Annotated in this window: 17 protein-coding genes and 2 tRNA genes; 13 read left to right on the top strand and 6 right to left on the bottom strand. The window is 68.2% G+C overall.

Going from position 1 to position 15,981, the window contains the following annotated elements:
• Positions 1-484: DUF3566 domain-containing protein (locus ABZ656_RS35900; RefSeq protein ID WP_360273658.1), on the top strand; the 484-nt coding region annotated here is incomplete at its 5' end.
• A gap of 112 nt (positions 485-596) precedes the next feature.
• A tRNA-Ile gene (locus ABZ656_RS35895) sits at positions 597-673 on the top strand.
• A gap of 332 nt (positions 674-1,005) precedes the next feature.
• Here the strand turns inward: ABZ656_RS35895 and ABZ656_RS35890 are convergent.
• Positions 1,006-1,362, bottom strand: a complete 357-nt coding sequence (locus ABZ656_RS35890; RefSeq protein WP_101399108.1) for a DUF6344 domain-containing protein — start codon at positions 1,360-1,362, stop codon at positions 1,006-1,008.
• A 348-nt stretch (positions 1,363-1,710) separates the two neighbouring features.
• Between ABZ656_RS35890 and ABZ656_RS35885 the strand changes: the two genes are divergently transcribed.
• Positions 1,711-1,839, top strand: a complete 129-nt coding sequence (locus ABZ656_RS35885; protein WP_003999697.1) for a DLW-39 family protein — start codon at positions 1,711-1,713, stop codon at positions 1,837-1,839.
• Positions 1,840-2,008: 169 nt separating this feature from the next.
• Complete coding sequence (locus ABZ656_RS35880) at positions 2,009-3,409, top strand: hypothetical protein (protein ID WP_360273655.1); 1,401 nt, start codon at positions 2,009-2,011, stop codon at positions 3,407-3,409.
• A 35-nt stretch (positions 3,410-3,444) separates the two neighbouring features.
• Here ABZ656_RS35880 and ABZ656_RS35875 read toward each other — a convergent pair whose 3' ends face one another.
• Together ABZ656_RS35875 and ABZ656_RS35870 are read right to left on the bottom strand one after the other, a co-directional pair.
• Positions 3,445-4,995: a protein kinase gene (locus tag ABZ656_RS35875; protein ID WP_360273652.1), complete on the bottom strand. Its 1,551-nt coding sequence runs from the start codon at positions 4,993-4,995 to the stop codon at positions 3,445-3,447.
• Positions 4,996-5,127: 132 nt separating this feature from the next.
• Positions 5,128-5,676 carry a DNA-binding protein gene (locus ABZ656_RS35870; RefSeq protein WP_067376635.1) on the bottom strand — a complete coding sequence of 183 codons (549 nt, stop codon included), beginning with the start codon at positions 5,674-5,676 and terminating at the stop codon, positions 5,128-5,130.
• A 182-nt stretch (positions 5,677-5,858) separates the two neighbouring features.
• On the opposite strand from ABZ656_RS35870, the gene ABZ656_RS35865 reads away from it, so the two are divergent.
• Positions 5,859-5,931, top strand: a tRNA-Ala gene (locus tag ABZ656_RS35865).
• Between the two features lie 454 nt (positions 5,932-6,385).
• On the opposite strand, the gene ABZ656_RS35860 is transcribed toward ABZ656_RS35865, so the two are convergent.
• Positions 6,386-7,072, bottom strand: a complete 687-nt coding sequence (locus ABZ656_RS35860; protein WP_101399114.1) for a DUF5324 family protein — start codon at positions 7,070-7,072, stop codon at positions 6,386-6,388.
• A gap of 311 nt (positions 7,073-7,383) precedes the next feature.
• On the opposite strand from ABZ656_RS35860, the gene ABZ656_RS35855 reads away from it, so the two are divergent.
• Together ABZ656_RS35855 and ABZ656_RS35850 are read left to right on the top strand one after the other, a co-directional pair.
• Entirely contained in the window at positions 7,384-7,917 is a 534-nt protein-coding gene (locus ABZ656_RS35855; RefSeq protein WP_360273648.1) for a peptidylprolyl isomerase, read from the top strand.
• Positions 7,918-8,123: 206 nt separating this feature from the next.
• Positions 8,124-9,035, top strand: coding sequence for a rhomboid family intramembrane serine protease (locus ABZ656_RS35850; RefSeq protein WP_360273645.1), 912 nt, complete (start codon positions 8,124-8,126; stop codon positions 9,033-9,035).
• A gap of 265 nt (positions 9,036-9,300) precedes the next feature.
• Here ABZ656_RS35850 and crgA read toward each other — a convergent pair whose 3' ends face one another.
• Positions 9,301-9,555: a cell division protein CrgA gene (gene crgA, locus ABZ656_RS35845; RefSeq protein ID WP_054236413.1), complete on the bottom strand. Its 255-nt coding sequence runs from the start codon at positions 9,553-9,555 to the stop codon at positions 9,301-9,303.
• A 142-nt stretch (positions 9,556-9,697) separates the two neighbouring features.
• On the opposite strand from crgA, the gene ABZ656_RS35840 reads away from it, so the two are divergent.
• From ABZ656_RS35840 to ABZ656_RS35815, 6 genes are all read left to right on the top strand, one after another.
• Complete coding sequence (locus ABZ656_RS35840) at positions 9,698-10,477, top strand: DUF881 domain-containing protein (RefSeq protein WP_101399120.1); 780 nt, start codon at positions 9,698-9,700, stop codon at positions 10,475-10,477.
• A 35-nt stretch (positions 10,478-10,512) separates the two neighbouring features.
• Positions 10,513-11,244 (top strand): class E sortase, encoded by a 732-nt coding sequence (locus tag ABZ656_RS35835; RefSeq protein ID WP_360273664.1) that lies wholly within the window; start codon positions 10,513-10,515, stop codon positions 11,242-11,244.
• 73 nt (positions 11,245-11,317) lie between these two features.
• Positions 11,318-11,479, top strand: coding sequence for a hypothetical protein (locus ABZ656_RS35830; protein ID WP_165854063.1), 162 nt, complete (start codon positions 11,318-11,320; stop codon positions 11,477-11,479).
• Complete coding sequence (locus ABZ656_RS35825; protein ID WP_067376619.1) at positions 11,476-12,114, top strand: aminodeoxychorismate/anthranilate synthase component II; 639 nt, start codon at positions 11,476-11,478, stop codon at positions 12,112-12,114. Before ABZ656_RS35830 ends, ABZ656_RS35825 begins: the two co-directional genes overlap by 4 nt.
• The gene (locus tag ABZ656_RS35820) at positions 12,111-13,565 is read left to right on the top strand and encodes a class E sortase (protein WP_360273639.1); all 1,455 of its coding nucleotides are present in this window, start codon (positions 12,111-12,113) and stop codon (positions 13,563-13,565) included. The genes ABZ656_RS35825 and ABZ656_RS35820 overlap by 4 nt, the downstream gene beginning before the upstream one ends.
• 62 nt (positions 13,566-13,627) lie before the next feature.
• On the top strand, positions 13,628-14,380 hold the full coding sequence (locus ABZ656_RS35815; RefSeq protein ID WP_360273636.1) for a class E sortase: 753 nt from the start codon (positions 13,628-13,630) through the stop codon (positions 14,378-14,380).
• A 258-nt stretch (positions 14,381-14,638) separates the two neighbouring features.
• Here ABZ656_RS35815 and ABZ656_RS35810 read toward each other — a convergent pair whose 3' ends face one another.
• Positions 14,639-15,688 carry a restriction endonuclease gene (locus ABZ656_RS35810; RefSeq protein WP_360273633.1) on the bottom strand — a complete coding sequence of 350 codons (1,050 nt, stop codon included), beginning with the start codon at positions 15,686-15,688 and terminating at the stop codon, positions 14,639-14,641.
• Positions 15,689-15,981: the final 293 nt, after the last annotated feature.

Genomic DNA, 15,981 nt, shown 5'->3' with positions numbered 1-15,981 from the left:
GGAACGGCAGCCGCAGCAGCCCGCGCAGCCGTACCACCCGCCGCAGGCGTACCCGGCTCAGACGCCGTCCGGCGCCGTACGCCGGCCGCGGACCGGAGCGCGCACCGCGCCCCGCACCCGCAAGGCGCGGCTGCGGGTGGCCAAGACCGACCCCTGGTCGGTGATGAAGGTCAGCTTCCTGCTCTCCATCGCGCTCGGCATCTGCACGATCGTGGCGGCGGCGGTGCTGTGGATGGTTTTGGACGCGATGGGCGTCTTCTCGACGGTCGGTGGCACGATTTCCGAGGCTACGGGTTCGAACGAGTCGAACGGCTTCGACCTGCAGTCGTTCCTCTCCCTGCCGCACGTCCTGATGTTCACGTCGATCATCGCGGTCATCGACGTCGTGCTCGCCACGGCGCTCGCGACGCTCGGCTCGTTCATCTACAACCTCTCCGCGGGCTTCGTCGGCGGTATCGAGCTGACCCTCGCCGAGGACGAGTAACAGCAGCTCGTCGGGCCCGGCCAGGAGGCCTGGGATACCGATTTTGGGACTGGCCGCGTCGTGCGCTAATCTTCAGAGGTCAGCGCGCGGGACACACACCGCAAAGCGCGGCGGGGCTATAGCTCAGTTGGTTAGAGCGCATCCCTGATAAGGATGAGGCCACAGGTTCAAATCCTGTTAGCCCCACCAGCCAAGAGACCCCCGGGTGATCACACCCGGGGGTCTTTGGCATTTACGGCCGACATCAGTCCCCTGTGCCGCCTCAGTGTCACTACTCCGCGCTCTTGGCTGGGAATCACGGGAGTTGTTACAGGTTTCTCCACTTCGTCCAAGCGCCAACGCCGCGTACTCCTCGGTGCGGGCCGGGCCGACGAGGTGCCGGACATGGCCAGGTGCCGGACACGGCGAAGGCCCGGCAGCTCTTTCGAGGTGCCGGGCCTTCGGATCTGTGGGTGGCGGTGTACGCAAGTTCGCCGCTACGTCAGGGGAGAGGGGCTGGGGGTGGGGCGGAGCCGCGCCGGTCAGCGCTGGAGGCGGGTCTCGGGCTCGGTGTGGGCCTCAGGGGCGCAGAGCGATGCGAGGTCGGCCAGGAGGGCGGCCTCGGTGGCCTCGGTCGGCGGGCGGTGCCGGCAGCTCGGTGAGGAGCCGTGGGCCTCGGCGCGGATGCGTTGCTTCATCGTGGGGGGCAGGGCCCGGCTGTGTGGACCGGCCCAGGGAGAGATCGTCGGCACTGTCGCGGCGACCGTGCTGTTGCGCGTCGCTTCGGCCTGCGGTACGGCCGCGGCCGCGGTGGTCGTGATGAAACCGAGCGCCGTGCACAGCGCGACGAAGGCGGTGACGATGGCGGTCCACAGCTTCATGACCTTGTTCTGGGTCATGGCCCCTCACTTTCGGGTCAGGCGATTTGCGTACTTTCCTCATGATGTGTATGTGGGCCGCGAAGTGGTGGACCGACGCCCGTGGCGCGTCGATGTTCAGATCAACACCACTCGGATGGGCGCAAGAGGTCGGAAAAGTGCCTGAAAGGCGCGAGAGGGTGCCGAAAGTCACCGTGTGCGAGGTGTGATCACCCTGCGATACGACCGTGGCCGGAGCGGCCGGATCCGCTCCTACTGCTCTCCGGTGGGCGGCAGTTGGGGGTCGATGCAGGTCACCGATCGATATCGGTCGGTGTGTATAGTCGGGCGCCAGAGGTCCCCTACGTCAACGAAAGACGAGGTCGCGCGGTGAAGAAGCTTCTCCTGGTCGCACTGGCCGCCATCGGCGGGCTCCTCGTGTACCGCCAGATCCAGGCGGATCGCGCCGAGCAGGATCTGTGGACGGAGGCGACTGACTCCGTGCCCACGGGTTCGTGAGAATCGACACCAGTCTCAGATTCAGACCCCGGCCGCCCTCGCGGTCGGGGTTTTGTATTGCCCACCCGCTTTGGGTTCGCTTTAGCGAATGAATTGATTGCGTAAGTGAAGATATCGGCCCTCTGGGCAGGCGGTTTCGGCCGCTTGTGCGGATAGCGGGGGTGGCTCCGTGACCGGCGGGGCAGGATGGGCCACGGTCCGGGGCTACTACGAGGGGTGGCGCGTGATGGGGCGGCTCACGGCATGGTGGCACGGCGGTCGGCCGCTCGCGATCGTGGCGACGATCCTGTGCGCGACGGTGGCCCTGCCCGTGTGGCCCGCCACGGCAGCCGAGACCGGTACACCGAAGCCGTACGCCTTCGCCCAGGACGCCACGAAGGTCCAGGGCGCCACGGGAACCACGGACGCCGTACGGCTGGAGCCCGGCCGGACGTACCGCAGTTCTCTCGGCAAGGACGGCAAGCTCTACTACCGCCTGGAGCTCGACGCCACCTCCAACGCGTACATCGCCGCCACCGCCGTTCCCAGACCCGGCGCCACGGTCGCCTACTCCGACGGCGTCAAGGTCTCCGTACAGGACGGCAACAGCGGCAGTTGCTCCCCGTCCACGACCGCCCACTTCGGCCCCTCCCAGAGCCCCCACCCCATCGCCGCCTGGGCGTCGCGCGAGATCGGCCCCGGCAAGTACGCCTGCCAGACGGCCGGAACGTACTACGTGGTCGTCGAGCGCACCGCGGCACCCGTCTCCTCGGCCTCCCCGCCCTCCTCCCCCGACGCCTGGGACCTCGAACTGAACTATGTGTCCGAACCCCGCTTGAAGAAGGCGGGGTCGACCAGTGCCCCTGAGACCTGGAACTCCGCCTCGCCCGAGGCCCTCCGGGGCGACGCGCGGCCACGCCGGGGCGGCGCGGGGTTCACCACGGCCGGCGCCCTCGAACAGGGAGTCTGGAAGGACGGGATCAGCCCCGGGCAGACGCTCTTCTACAAGGTGCCGGTCGACTGGGGACAGCAGTTCTCCGCCACCGCCGAACTCGGCAGTTCGAGCGGCGGTGAGGGATTCGTGGGCACGGCTCTCGTCATGTCCCTCTACAACCCCGTGCGCGGACTCGTCACCGACACGGGCGCGGGATACGACGGCAGCCAGCGGTCCGCCGCTCTGGATCCGCTGCCGCCCGTCGAGTACGACAACCGCTACGCCTTCAACGACCGGACCGGCGGCATGCGGTTCGCCGGCTCGTACTACCTCGTCGTCCATCTCGCGGCGCAGGTCGCCGACAAGTTCGGCGACGGGCCGTTCGGACTGACCCTGCGCGTACGGGTGGACGGCGCCGCGCAGACCGGCCCGGCGTACGCGGGGCGGGCCGTACCGCCTGGCGTGTTCGACTCCGCGACCGGTGACTCCGTGCCGTCCACCGGTGGGATGGTGCCTGCCGGAAGCGGCGGGAGCGACGACGGCACCACGATGAAGCTGGTCGCCGTGGGCGGTATCGGCACCGGGACCGTCCTGGTGCTGGCCCTCGGGGTGTGGACGGTGGCCGCACGACGGCGGGCGACGCCGCGCGGCTGGTAGGCCACAGGAGGGACAGGGCTTACGGGTGCCGGAGGTCAGATCTGGGTCAGCGCCCAGAAGCCCACCGCGAAACAGGCCAGCGCGAGGAGCAGCACCGGGACGGCCACCTTCGCGGGCGGTCCGGGGCGGGGCTGCGCGTGCTGACGCGTCGCGGCGCTCGGATTCGCGGGCCGCACGGGGGAGGGCGGCTGCACGGGCGTGTGGTCGAACGGCAGGGCAGGAGTGGGGGTCTGCACCGGCAGCACGACCGAGGTGGGCGGAGTGGGGGGCTGATCGTGCTGCCAGAAGGACTGGGGCCGTGGCTGCGGTGGCGGCAGGTGGAAGCTGCCGGTGTCCGACATCGTGGACGGCTGCGGGGGTGTGGCGTCGGGCGCGAGGTGCGGCGGTACGGCACTGGGGGCGGGCTCGTGTCGTACGGCGCCGGGGGCGGGCTCCGGTCGTACGCCGCCCGAGTCGGATGAAGGCCATACGCCTTCGGAGGAACGATCCGCCCACGCGGTCCCGGAGACGGGCTCCCGGGACAGCGCCCCGGAATCGTGACGCCACGGCCCCGAGTCGTGCGGGCCGGCACCGGTGTCGGAGGCGGTGCCAGAAGTGGTGCTGGAGCCGGTCGCGGACTCGGTGCCGGTGCCGGTGTCGGTGCCGGTGCCGGAGGCAGAACCGGACCACGAAGCCGGGTCCTCCGCGACGCGTGGCGTGGTCGCCCTGAGTGGCCCTTCCGGGCCGAACCCCGGGGGAAGCGGACCGAGTTGGTCGAAGACCTCGACCAACTCGTCGTCGGGGCCGGGCTCCGGCAGCAGCTCGGTGGCCGAGGCCAGCGCCTTGCGTGCCCCGGTCGCGGTGCGGAACCGTGCCCGGGGGTCCGGCTGCAGCAGCGTGGCCACGACCTGCCACAGCGGCTCGGGAATGCTCTGGGGAGCGGCCGGTGTGCCGTTCACCGCGAAGTGCTCGATCAGGGCCTTGGCATCGGGTCTGGCCCCTTCGAGCAGGTAGAGGGCGACCAGCCCGACAGCGAACAGATCGGCGGGGAAGTCCGGCTCGGCGCCCATCATCTGCTCGGGAGCGAAGTAACCGGGTGTTCCGACCACGTAGTTGGTCTCGGTCAGCCGCGGCTCGCCCAGTCGCATCGCGATGCCGAAGTCGGACAGCCGCAGCCGTGGCCGGGCCGTACCTGTCGCCTCGAGCAGGATGTTGGCGGGCTTGATGTCACGGTGCACGACGCCCTCCGCGTGCACCGCGGCGACTCCCGAGAGGAGCTGGTCGAGCAGGGTGCAGACGAACGCGGGCGGCAGCGGGCCGTAGTCGTTGACCAGGTGCACCAGGGAGCCCCCGGCCACCAGGTCCATGGTGAACAGCACCTTGTCGTCGTCGGCGGCCCAGCTGGCGGGCGCGAGGACATGGGGGTGATCGATCCGCAGCGCCTGCTCCCGCACGAAGCGCAGCAGCGCGTGCGCGTCGCTCTGCTGGAGCACCTTGGCGGCCACATAACGGCGCCGCCGCTGGTCCCAGGCGCGCCAGACCGCACCGACTCCCCCGTGGCCGATCGGGTCGACCAGTTCGTAGCGTCCGGCGAAGACCTCACCCATGGTCGTGCGTCGCTCCTCTTCGGCGGTCGGTCCGGCGCAGGCCCCCCGTTGAGACGCCCGGCGGCCCGAGGTGCGGAACCGGACGGCGTCCTGAGCCCCCGGCGCCGGGTGTGCGGCGGCCGGGCCGCCGGCTCAGCTCTGGTGCGACTGGTAGTGCGCGACCGCGTCGGAGGTGCGGCCGGCGCCGTACACCCGGAGGAACTCTGCCAGTTCCGGGTGGGTCGGGGCGAGGGTGTCGGCCGCGTCGATGATGTCTCCCGCGGCTGCCACGGAGCGCAGCAACGACTGGATCTCGCGGACCACCCGCTTGACCGTGGGCGCACCTGAACTGCTCGTCGACTGCGTGGTGTTGCTGAGCACCGAGCCCCCTTGCGACTTCTTGATCTCGTCCATGCGCTCGGTCGCCTCGGCGGCGCTGACGCTGCCGTCCGCGACCTGCCCCGCCAGGTCCTGCAACAGCTGCACGCGCTGGACCACCGCGGGATTGCCGATCTTGGCACGCTGACCGCTCATCAGCTGCGACAGCATGGGCGCGGAAAGTCCCAGCACCCCGGCAAGACGCGCCTGGTTGAGGCCCAGATCCTCGATGAGCCTGCGGAAGAGCGCCCCCAACGGCTCTCCGTACCAGTTCCGCTGCAGCTCTTGAGCTCTTGCGGTTGCTTCCTGCTGTGCGGCGTCCATTGCGTCTCCCCATCGCTTCCCCAAATACCGCGGTTCGCTGTAGCGAACCACGTCGAGCATCTTACGGAGAGTGGTCGCCCACGGGGACCCCCAATCTTTTTGCGAGATCCCGGGGGTGACCCGGTACTCTGGTCTGCGGCGCCCTCCGGTACCCGATTCCACCGGCCGGACGCCTGTCTTCCGGGGCCTTAGCTCAGTTGGTAGAGCGCTGTCTTTGCATGGCAGATGTCAGGGGTTCGACTCCCCTAGGCTCCACATCACGGACCGGTCAGACGCCCTTCGCGGCGGCTGGCCGGTTCTTGTTTTTCGGTGACCTGGGTCACGCATCAGGCTTCGCAGTCGTTGCAGTTGTTTGCGCAAATGACCGGCTTGCGGGTGGGTCTCGATGTCGCCCCACCGGCGGCCGACGTGGCCCGGGGCGGTCCGAGCCGACACCGGAGCCTCGCGTGAGCTGCTGCAAGCAGATATGCGTAATCATTGCAATGCACACGGTGAAGAGGGTCTGTGCGGATGTTGTGAGCATCGGCCGTTGCAAACGTCATCGTGGCGGAAGGTGTAAATCGGCTTGTTTCCGTGCTGCGCGCCCACGGCCCGTCGTTCGGTTCCGCCGGTTCCACGTGAAACATCGCCGTGGGGCAGGAGACTTGAGGGTCTCCTGCCCCACGGCGATGTTGTTGCCCTTGCTCAGGGCTGTTTCCCTGGTTCGGGGTCAGCGGCGGTCGTCGCGGTCCGTCTCCTCCTCGGCCTGCTTGGCCTGGACCTCGGGGTCCAGGTCGGACAGGCCAGTGCCGTCGACCGAGGAAAGACGGCCCGTCTCGGGCACCTCGGTCGCGGCGGGCGGCTCGACCAGCCAGTCGGGATTGGCCTGCTTGTCCCACCACTTCCAGGCAGCGAAGGCGCCAGCCGCGAGAATCCCCACAACGAGCAGACCCTTGGCGGCGCGGCCGGCCTTCGCGCGCCGCTCGTGCTTGCGGACCAGTTTCTGGATCTCCTGAGGCGAGACCTGTCCGCGCAGCGCGGCGATCGCCGCCACACCGCGTGCCGTGGCCTCCTCACGCACAGGCTGAGCCGCGGCCACCGCCTGCTCGATCCTCGGCTTGGTGTACTCGGCGGCTTGCACGGCCGCCTGGCGGGTACGGACGGCGGCCTGGTCGACCTTCGGCGGCACATGTGTACGGGCCTGCTCCAGGCGCGGCGCGAGATGGGCGCCGTACTGGACCCGGGCCTGCTCGGCGGCCAGCGACACCTTGGGTGCGAGCCGTACGAGTGCCTCGTTCGCGTAGTACGAGGCCCGGTCCTTGGCCGTGTCGGCGTAAGGCGCCACCACTTCCGCGGCGTGCAGCACGCTGTCCTTCGCCGAGCCGGTCGCGGCGCGCACGCTGTCAATGCGGGTCACGGGTTTTCCTCCTCCTCGGTGGCGTACGTGAGCGTTCGGGTACCCCAAAAAGGCACAGTTCACCTTTCCACCCTGTTCGAGATCATGCCCCCCGAGGGGCCGCGAGGCATGCGAGATAGGGCATACGGGGCAACAGGAGCTTGTCGCCGACAATGCCACGGATCGCCGCGTCGCGCCCTGTGCACGCAAGGACTCGAGGGGATTTCTGCGAGCGCGCCCGCGGATATTCGCTCGGAGGTGGTGGCCGGGCGACGCATGGCCCTGTCCGTGCGAGGATCGGGGGGTCAAAAGAAGGCAACGGAAGGCAGATCGTGGCCGAGCAGCTTTACGCCACCCTGAAGACCAACCAAGGCGACATCGAAGTCCGGCTCCTGCCGAACCACGCGCCCAAAACGGTCCGGAACTTTGTCGAGCTTGCCACGGGTGAGCGTGAGTGGATCAACCCGGAGACGGGTGAGAAGTCCACCGACAAGCTCTACGACGGCACGGTCTTCCACCGGGTGATCAGCGGATTCATGATCCAGGGCGGTGACCCGCTGGGCAACGGCACCGGCGGCCCCGGTTACCAGTTCGAGGACGAATTCCACCCGGAGCTCGCCTTCGACAAGCCGTACCTGCTGGCCATGGCCAACGCCGGCCCCGGTACCAACGGCTCGCAGTTCTTCATCACCGTTTCCCCGACGGCCTGGCTGACCCGCAAGCACACCATCTTCGGCGAGGTCACCAGCGCGGCCAGCCAGAAGGTCGTGGACGCCATCGCGAGCACCCAGACGAACCCGCGCACCGACCGTCCGGTCAACGACGTCGTCATCGAGTCGGTCGTCGTCGAGTCCCGCAAGGGCTGAGTCCCGCAAGGTCTGAGATCCGCAAGGTCTGAGACCCGCGAGGGCTGAGACCCGCAAGGTCTGAGATCCGCAAGGTCTGAGACCCGCGAGGGCTGAGATCCGAGGACCCGAAGGTCCCGAAGACTCCCGCAGGGAACCAAACGCCCCGCTCATCCGTAAGGATGGGCGGGGCGGTGCAGTGCGTACGACCGGATTGAGGGGACCCCATGGACCAGGCGCCAGGCAACCCGCAGGGCCCGCAGGACCAGGGACATCAGGACGCCCAGGCCCTGCCCACCTGCTACCGGCATCCGGATCGTGAAACCGGCGTGCGCTGCACCCGCTGCGAGCGCCCCATCTGCCCCGAGTGCATGATCAGTGCCTCCGTGGGCTTCCAGTGCCCCGAGTGCGTCCGCGCCGGCTCCGGTACGGGCCACGCGCCGTCGGCCTCGCAGCCCCGCACCCTCGCGGGCGGCACCGTCACCGCGGACCCCCGGCTCCTCACCAAGGTCCTGATCGGGCTCAACCTCGCCGTCTTCCTGGTGCAGCTGTCGGTGGGCGACCGCTTCACCGACCGCTTCGACCTCATCAGCCGCGCGTACGTCCCGCTGCTCGGCTCGGTCGAGGGCGTCGCCGAGGGCCAGTGGTACCGAATGCTGACGGCGATGTTCCTGCACGGCAGCTATGTCCACATCCTGTTCAACATGCTCAGCCTGTGGTGGATCGGCGGCCCCCTGGAAGCGGCCCTCGGCCGTGCCCGCTATCTCACCCTCTACTTCGTCTCGGGCCTCGCGGGCAGCGCGCTGACCTACCTCGTCGCCGCGCCGAACCAGCCCTCGCTGGGCGCCTCCGGCGCCATCTTCGGCCTCTTCGGCGCGACCGCCGTCCTGATGCGCCGGCTCAACTACGACATGCGCCCCGTGATCGCCCTGCTGGTGATCAACCTGATCTTCACCTTCGGGTGGAGCAACATCGCCTGGCAGGCCCACATCGGCGGACTCGTCGCCGGCGTCGTCGTCGGCTACGCCATGGTCCACGCTCCGCGCGACCGGCGGACCCTGATCCAGTACGGGGTGAGCGCTGTGGTCCTGGCCCTGGTGGTCGTCGTGACGCTGGTCAGGACGGCTCAGCTCACCTGAGGCACCGCTCGGCTCACCTGAGAAGCCCTGGGGAGCGGTGTTGTCCACAGATCGTGGCGGATCTTGTGCACGCTGTGTGGGAACAGCTGTGCCCCCTGTCACTGACCCGAGTTTTCGCAGGTCGGACAGGGGGCGAACAGGTTTGCGGATCCCAGTAGGTCAGTCACACCGGCGTCAACCCCCGATGAGTTATCCACAGATCGTCGTTCTTTTTCCACCTGTGGAAAACTCTTGTGGATAACTCAGTGGATAACCCTGGGCAGAGCTACTTCCACTGCGTGGAGACGCCGAATCCCGCCGCGATGAAGCCGAAGCCGACCACGATGTTCCAGTTGCCGAGGGCGTCGATGGGCAGCGATCCGTCCGTCACGTAGAAGATGACGATCCAGGCGAGGCCGATGAGGAACATGGCCAGCATGACCGGTGCGACCCAGCCGCGGCTGGTCAGCTTGATGTTGGTCGCCTGCTTCGCCGGGGGCGGCGTGTAGTCGGCCTTCTTGCGGATACGTGACTTCGGCACGAGGGTCTCTCCTGTCGATGCGCTGCGTGGCCGCGCAGGGAACTGGGGCGGGCTCCGGGGCAGCGTACAAGGGGACACTGAGCGCTCCCCCGGGCGTCCGTTAGCGTAGTGCTTCCGCGGCGCCGAAGGAGATAAGGGTACGTTGAGCAATTCTGCCGACTCCCCCGGGACGGGTTCCAGTCCTGCCGTTACGCGCCGTTTCCGGCCCGTACGTGTACTCACCGTCGCCGTCTTCGCGCTCGCCGGGCTGATCTTCTTCACCAGCTTCAACACGGCCAAGGGCACCAATATCCGCACGGACGCGTCCATGCTGAAGCTCTCCGACCTCATTCAGGAGCGCAGCCACAAGAACGCGTCGCTGGACGAGTCGAACGGCGTCCTGCGCGACGAGGTCGACACGCTCGCCGGGCGGGAGAACGGCGGCAGCAAGGCCGACACCGCCAAGCTCGCCGCGCTGGAGAAGAACACCGGCACCCAGAAGCTCAAGGGCAAGGCCGTCACGGTCACCCTCAATGACGCCCCGCCGAACGCCACGGCCAAGCTGCCTGGCTACCCCGAGCCGCAGCCCGATTATCTGGTCATCCACCAGCAGGACCTGCAGGCCGTGGTGAACGCCCTGTGGCTGGGTGGCGCCCAGGGCATCAAGGTGATGGACCAGCGGCTGATCTCCACCAGCGCCGTGCGCTGTGTCGGCAACACCCTGATCCTCCAGGGCCGGGTCTACTCGCCCCCGTACAAGATCACCGCGATCGGTGACCCCCAGAAGCTCCAGAAGGCCCTCGCCGACTCTGCGGCGATCCAGAACTACATGGTGTACGTCAACGTCTACGGGCTCGGCTGGAAAGTCGAGGAGAACGGAACGGTGACTCTTCCCGGCTACTCGGGCACAGTGGATCTCCACTACGCAAAACCTGTGGAGTAGTGGCTGAAGCAGCTGCCGCTGGGGGTCCCGTGTCGGTGCGAGTGCTCGTCCGGACAGTGAGCGAACTGTGCATCACCGTCGGCACGCTCATCGTGCTCTTCGTGGTCTACGTCCTGTTCTGGACGGGCGTGAAGGCCGACAGCGAGATGAACCACCAGATCGACCAGCTCCAGAAGCAGTGGTCGAAGGGATCGGTCGCACAGCAGTCGAAGGCGCCCCCGACCAGCCCGGCAACCGGGAACCCGAAGACGCCGGCGGCGAAAACGACCGAGAGCCCGAAGGCCCCGGGCCCCTACGCCTACGGCAAGCCCTTCGCGGTGATGTACATCCCACGTCTTGGTTTCACGTGGAACAAGCCCGTGCTCGAAGGCACCGGCACGAGCGTCCTGCAGAAGGGGCTCGGACACTACCGGGGGACGGCCCAGCTCGGGCAGGTGGGGAACTTCGCCGTCGCGGGGCACCGGCGCACGTACGGCGACCCGTTCAAGGACTTTCCCCAGCTGCGCAGGGGGGACGCGGTGGTGCTGACCGACGGGACGACCTGGTTCACGTATCGGATCGACAAAGGCCCATACAAAACAGTGCCTACGGACGTTGAGGTGATCGATCCTGTGCCACGTAAGTCCGGGTACACGGCTCCGGGCCGCTATCTCACGCTGACCACGTGCGATCCGGAGTGGGGACACAGCCACCGGCTGATCGTCTGGGCACACCTGGATTCCACGCAGCCCGTGGAGGCCGGGAAACCTCAGGCACTACGCCGTTAGTCTGGTTCCGTACGGCGTGGGTCCGATGGTGTAGGGCGTGGCTCTGGTGCCGTGATGCGACGGAAGGGACAGCATGTACGGCTTCATCTGGCGGCATCTGCCGGGAAACGCATGGGTGAAGGCGCTGATCTCACTCGTGCTCGTTCTCGCGGTGGTCTACGTACTCTTCCAGTACGTCTTCCCGTGGGCCGAACCGCTGCTCCCCTTCAACGATGTGACGGTGAACAACCAGTGAGCGCGCGGATCCTCGTCGTCGACAACTACGACAGCTTCGTCTTCAACCTGGTCCAGTACCTGTACCAGCTCGGCGCCGAGTGCGAGGTGCTGCGCAACGACGAGGTCTCGACCGCGCACGCCCAGGACGGATTCGACGGCGTACTGCTGTCGCCCGGCCCCGGCGCTCCCGAGCAGGCCGGCGTCTGCGTCGACATGGTCCGGCACTGTGCGGACACGGGCGTCCCCGTCTTCGGTGTCTGCCTCGGCATGCAGTCGATGCAGGTGGCGTACGGCGGTGTCGTGGACCGGGCGCCCGAGCTGCTGCACGGCAAGACGTCGCTGGTGGAGCACGAGGGCAGAGGCGTCTTCGCCGGACTGCCGTCCCCCTTCACCGCGACCCGCTACCACTCGCTGGCCGCCGAGCCGGAGACCGTGCCGGCCGAGCTGGAGGTCACCGCCCGTACCCACGACGGGATCATCATGGGACTGCGCCACCGTGAACTCCCGGTCGAGGGTGTGCAGTTCCATCCCGAGTCGGTGCTGACCGAGCACGGTCACCGGATGCTCGCCAACTGGCTGGTGGAATGCGGCGACCAGGGTGCCGTGGCGAGGTCGGTGGGGCTCGCCCCGGTGGTGGGCAGGGCCACGGCGTGACCGCCCTGCGCCCCGAGCGCGAGTCCGGCGCCGCCTACGGCGACACCGGAGACGACGGGTCCTCGTACGGGCAGCAGCCGTACGGGGGACCCGGCGCGTTCGAGGCCGCGGTCGAGCAGCTCGCGGATCCGCTCACCGATCCGCTGCCGGGCCCCTCGCAGGCCCGGGGGTCCGCTGGGCGACACGCCGCCCCGCCGCCCGTGGACGTACCGCCCGCCGCCGTGTCGGAGAGCGGGTTCGGGGGCGGGCCGGACTGGTCCGGGCAGCACCAGTACGCCGTGGACGGCCCCGAGGGGTACGCGCGGGACTGGCAGGGGGCGCCGGGGGGTGTCCAGGCCGCGCAGGGCGCACCGGGCGCTTACGCGGACGTACGACAGCCGTTCGTGGACCCGGCGGCCCCGGTTCCCGCCCCCGCTCCGGCTCCCGCGTACGGCCAACCGCTCCAACCGCTCACCAGACCCATGCCCATGTACGCCGATCCGGTCGGCGCGGCTCCGAAGCTGGACGACGAGACCGTGGCGTTGCGGGCGTCGGAGGTCTCCGAGGCGCGGCGCCGGGCGGAGGAGCTGGCGGGCGGGGCCGCGAACGAGGGGATACCGGCGCCCGGGGGTCGCGCGGCGCGGCGCAAGGCGGCCCGTCGCAACGGCCACGGGCGCCACGGAGGGACTCAAGAGCCTCAAGAGCCCCAGGGTGCCCAGGAGTCGGTGGAGTCGGCGGAGAAGGCCGCTGAGGCCCCGCGGAGCCGCATGGATGCCCGGCGGGCGGCGCGCGAGCAGAAGCCCGGTGCGGCCGTCCTCGTCAGCCGGGTGATCGGCGAGGTGTTCATCACCACAGGTGTCCTGATGCTGCTGTTCGTGACCTACCAGTTGTGGTGGTCGAACGTACGGGCGCATCAGCAGGCCGGCAGTGCCGCGCACCACCTCCAGGAGGACTGGGCGAGCGGCAAGCGGAGTCCGGGGACGTTCGAGCCGGGACAGGGTTTCGCCATCCTGCACATCCCGAAGCTGGACGTGGTCGCTCCGATCGCCGAGGGCACCAGCAAGACGAAGGTGCTCGACCGCGGGATGGTGGGCCACTACGGCGAGGGATCCCTGAAGACGGCGATGCCGGACGCGAAGACGGGCAACTTCGGGCTCGCGGGGCACCGCAACACGCACGGAGAACCGTTCCGGTACATCAACCGGCTCAAGCCCGGTGACTCCATCGTGGTCGAGACCCAGGACGACTACTTCGTCTACAAGATGACGTCGATCCTGCCGGTGACGTCCCCGTCGAACACGAAGGTGCTGGACCCGATCCCCCAGGGGTCCGGTTTCACGGCGCCGGGCCGCTACATCACACTGACCACCTGCACGCCGGAATTCACCAGCAAGTACCGCATGATCGTGTGGGGCAAGATGGTCGAGGAACGCCCGCGCAGCAAGGGCAAGCCGGACGCGCTCCTCGGGTAGGAGCCCCGTCGGGCACGAGCACGTGAGACAACCTGAGACAGACCAGACGGGGCAGATGCACAGTGGCAGCGAGGACCGACCACGACGAGCGCGCCGAGGCCGAGGCCGACGCCGAAGCGGCCGCTCCGAAGCGTCGTGGAGTGAGCCGGATCGCGATGGCGGTCAGCATCCTGGGTGAACTCCTCATCACCGCGGGCCTGGTGCTCGGCCTGTTCGTCGTCTACTCCCTCTGGTGGACGAACGTCGTCGCGGACCGCGCGGCCGACAAGCAGGGCGACAAGGTCCGCGACAACTGGGCCCAGGACAAGGGCGGCCCGGGTGCGCTGGACACCAAGGACGGCATCGGCTTCCTGCATGTCCCGTCGATGAAGAACGGCGAGGTGCTGGTCGAGAAGGGCACCTCCACGAAGGTCCTCAACGACGGCGTCGCCGGCTACTACACGGACCCGGTCAAGGCGACGCTGCCGATGACCGACAAGACCGGCAACTTCACGCTCGCCGCCCACCGCGACGGCCACGGCGCCAAGTTCCACAACATCGACAAGATCAAGAAGGGCGACCCGATCGTCTTCGAGACCAAGGACGACTGGTACGTCTACAAGGTCTTCTCGATTCTCCCCGAGACCTCGAAGTACAACGTCAAGGTCCTCCAGTCGGTCCCGAAGCAGTCGGGCAAGACGAAGCCGGGCCACTACATCACCCTGACGACCTGCACGCCGGTCTACACGTCGGAGTACCGCTACATCGTGTGGGGCGAGCTGGAGCGGGTCGACAAGGTGGACAGCGCGCGGACGCCGCCGGCGGAGTTGGGCTGAGGTGACTGAGCTCCTTGCAGGAACTCGGTCACCCGATGGAGAGCCCGGGCCCGAGCAGGGCTGTGGATAACTCTCCGGACGGAGCCTTGAATGAGGTTCTTGGTTTCGTGCTGTGCTCTGCGGCTGGGAAATTATGGGGAAGCCGCGGCGAGCCGACAAGCCCCCTGCGGGGGGGGGCCTGTCGGCTAGGATGCGCCAAGCCCGAAGCCGCAACTTTCTCTTGCGGCTTCGGGCTCCTTCGGTTGTGTCTGGTGACGCCTACTGAAGGACAGACAGTGGAACGCCCGCGCTCCACTTCTCCAGGTGGGAACGGTCCACGAGCGTGACACCGTAATTCTCCGCGATGGCACGCGCGTCGGGCGTGAATGATGTCGTGGCGACGAAGAGCGCTACGTCGGCCGTGTGCCGGACGTGTGATGCGCCGAGGAACTTCTGCAGTTCGCCACTCCACACCGGGCGGTACGGCGCGAAGCTCTTGCACTGCGCGACGACCGAGCGGCCGTCGGCGGTGCGCGCGGTGACATCCACTCCCCGGTCACCCGGGCCGTCGTGCACGATGACGTCCGTGCAGCCGTCGCGGCGCAGCAGGACAGCGATGTGGTGCTCGAACTCCCGCCAGTTCATGGCGTCGATGGAGGCCATGATTCCGGTGTACGGGCGTGGACCACGAGTGCGTTCGAGCTCGGTGACGCGGGTGTCGTGGTCGCACAGCCGCTTCTCGATCCGTTGGACATCCTCACGGAGGGAGATGAGTTCCTGACGATGTTCGCCTGAAGCTTCGATCAGGGCGTTGAGCATGGGGACGACTGTCTTGCCGAGGATGTGGGTGATGCGCTGGTCGATGCGGTCGTCGAGAGCGTCGGGGGTGCCGGAGACCGTGGTGTCGACTGGGCGAGTGCGCGCCAGGTACTCCACGTCGAGGAGATAGGTGCGGACCTGGCGGGCCACGTGGCTGTCGCGGAGGAGCATGGCGGCGTTGAGGACGGCTCGGCGGGACCAGAGGGCCAGGCTGGAGCGGGGCTGTGGATAACTCTCCGGATAGGGAGACAACGTGTCTCCCTTAAATCGCGCCAGCTCTTCTCCGCGCAGGATCCGCAAGCCGTTCACTGTCAGCTCGTCCCGGTGCCGTTGTGCCATCCGGTTGATGGCCCGCTCCGCGACCTCGAAGTACGCCGCGACCATCGCCGTCGTCACGCTCATCCCGTCCGGCAGCAGCGAAAGTGCTTTGACTTTGTCGAGCACGTCCGTGCGCTCCAGCACGCTGCCCCGCAGGGTCTTCGATTCCAGCAGAGCCGCTTCGTCGATCACGTTCTGCCCCTTCCGTTCGCGGTGTGGCCATGTGGCCGGGGCAGAGCTCCGATTCCCCACCCCACCGCTTCAACGAGTCGAGGCAGTATGAAGATGTGGTCGGGTTTCATACAGAATGTCGGCCGCCGCGTACATGGCATGACGGTGCGGTCCAGCCAACGAAAACTGTGCCCCGCCCGGACTCCCGGGCGGGGCACAGTTCCTTGAGCCGCTGATTCGACCGCCGCGTCAGCCTCCGGTGAGACCGCCGAAGAAGCCGTTGCCGCCGTTGTTGTTGCCGAGGCTCCTTATGG

This window comes from Streptomyces sp. NPDC007095, from assembly GCF_040634475.1.
Lineage (GTDB): Bacteria > Actinomycetota > Actinomycetes > Streptomycetales > Streptomycetaceae > Streptomyces.
This window is presented reverse-complemented; position numbering and strand designations above follow the sequence as displayed.

Coding starts and splice junctions, on each gene's coding strand:
- ABZ656_RS35870 (WP_067376635.1), bottom strand. CDS start 5,676: ATGGACGCCGCACAGCAGGAAGCAACCGCAAGAGCTCAAGAGCTGCAG.
- ABZ656_RS35890 (WP_101399108.1), bottom strand. CDS start 1,362: ATGACCCAGAACAAGGTCATGAAGCTGTGGACCGCCATCGTCACCGCC.
- ABZ656_RS35875 (WP_360273652.1), bottom strand. CDS start 4,995: ATGGGTGAGGTCTTCGCCGGACGCTACGAACTGGTCGACCCGATCGGC.
- ABZ656_RS35850 (WP_360273645.1), top strand. CDS start 8,124: ATGGACCAGGCGCCAGGCAACCCGCAGGGCCCGCAGGACCAGGGACAT.
- ABZ656_RS35830 (WP_165854063.1), top strand. CDS start 11,318: ATGTACGGCTTCATCTGGCGGCATCTGCCGGGAAACGCATGGGTGAAG.